Source organism: Kitasatospora sp. NPDC091257 (genome assembly GCF_044757675.1).
GTDB lineage: Bacteria > Actinomycetota > Actinomycetes > Streptomycetales > Streptomycetaceae > Kitasatospora > Kitasatospora lactacystinica.
Genome location: NZ_JBIVVI010001541.1, coordinates 1 through 1,793, shown reverse-complemented (window position 1 = coordinate 1,793; position 1,793 = coordinate 1). Strand labels below are relative to the sequence as shown.

The 1,793-nt window shown below is 73.1% G+C and carries 1 protein-coding gene and 1 pseudogene; both read right to left on the bottom strand.

Annotation, left to right across the window (positions count from 1 at the left end; genetic code table 11):
* Nucleotides 1-176: pseudogene (locus ACIQOV_RS40085) on the bottom strand (pirin family protein); the annotation flags it as partial.
* Between the two features lie 216 nt (nucleotides 177-392).
* Nucleotides 393-1,673, bottom strand: a complete 1,281-nt coding sequence (locus ACIQOV_RS40080) for an amidohydrolase family protein (RefSeq protein ID WP_401055893.1) — start codon at nucleotides 1,671-1,673, stop codon at nucleotides 393-395.
* Between the last annotated feature and the right edge of the window lie 120 nt (nucleotides 1,674-1,793).

The window sequence follows — 1,793 nt, the reverse complement described above, 5'->3', positions numbered from 1 at the left end:
GGTGCAGGTCGGCGGGTGCGTCCGCGTGGCTTGAGTGGGGTGCCGGGGAGTTCCGGGGCGGGGAGGCGGTCGCCCGGGTAGCCCTGGACGGCGCCGAAGCGGTCGGTGGCGGCCTGCCACTCGTCGCGGGCCTGGACGATGTCCTCGTGGGTGCGGCCGGTGAAGTTCCACCGCATACCACGCGATCCACGGTTCCTCCCAGGTCAGAGGCTGGGTGGACCGCTCGACGGTCCTGCGCCCACACCAGCACGCGGCCGGCCCGTCCGGGCCCCGGCCGGCGAGCCGCACGAACAGGCCCTCGAACGCTCCCGCGGCGGACTGACCACGAAGGCCCACCCGGCGGTCGGCGCCCCTACCCCGCACGTGACGGAGCCCGTGTCCGGGTGGGCCGGTCAGTCGAGCTGGTTCTTGTGGACGACGCCGCCCTTGACGATGAGGCGCAGGTTGCGTTGGGGGTCGGCGAGGACGGACAGGTCGGTGGTGGGGTCGCCGTCGACGACCAGGAGGTCGGCCCAGGCTCCCGGCGCGACGACGCCGAGCGGCGCCGCGCGGTAGGGGTCGCGGCGACCGGACATGCGGAAGAGCTCGGCGTTGCCGGAGGTGGCCAGCTTCAGGGCGTCGACCGGGCTGAGGTACCGGCCGAGCCGGACGAGCATCTGGATCTGCCGGTCGGCCTTCGCGGGGTCGAAGACCAGGTCGGTGCCGAAGGCGAGCCGCACGCCGTGGCGGAGTGCCCAGTCGAAGACGCGGGCGACGCCCTCGCACACCTCGCGGTTCTTGCGGGTGCTGTCCGGGGAGGCGTAGTGGTGGTCGTCGACCTCGAACGGCTGGGTGCTCAGCCACACGTGCTTCTGCGCGAGGTGGCGGACGGTGGCCTCGTCGACGAGGTGGCCGTGCTCGATGCAGCGCACCCCGGCGTCCACCGCGCGGCGCACGCCCTCGGAGGTGTAGACGTGCGCGGTCACGTAGGTGCCCCAGTCGGTGGCCGCGGCGACCGCCGCCTCCAGTTCCGGGGTGGTGAACTGCAGTACGTCCAGCGGGTCGAACTCGGAGACGACGCCCCCGCCGGCCATCAGCTTGACCTGTGCGGCGCCCTTCCTCAGCTGCTCGCGCACCGCCGCGAGCACCCGTTCCGGTCCGTCGGCCACCCGGGTGAACCCGATCCGTTCGGTGCGGGCCTGCGGACCGCCGAACGCGGTCGGGGTGTCGTGGACGGCCCCGAAGTCGCCGTGCCCGGAGGTCTGGGAGACGGCTGCCTGGCTCGGGTAGATCCGCGGGCCCGGGAACAGCCCGCGGTCGAGGACCCGCCGTAGCGGTTCGGTGTCGCCGGCCATGTCCCGGACGGTGGTGAAGCCGCGCATCAGCATGTCGCGGGCCGAGGCCAGGGCCTGGTAGTACACGGTGCCGGTCGGTCCGAGTTGCAGCTCCGCCATGGTGCCGCCGATCGCGAACAGGTGGACGTGGGCGTCGGTGAGCCCCGGGATGAGCGTGCGGCCTCCGCCGTCGAGCACCCGCGCCCCGCGGGCGCTGAGTGGGGACGGGGTGCCCAGCACCACGTCCGCGATCCTGTCCCGCTCGACACGGACATGTCCCGGCACCGCCTCCGCGCCGATTCCGTCGAAGACGCGGACGTTGGTCACCAGCAATCCGGCACCGGAGTTGTCGACATCCATGCCGTCATCCTCGACCGGTCGAGGGGCCATCACCAGAGGGCACCCCGAATGGAGCAGTGCCGGTGACCTTCCGAAGCGGGGTGCGCTCGGGCGGTCGCCGGGTGAGGGTACGGGCAGAGG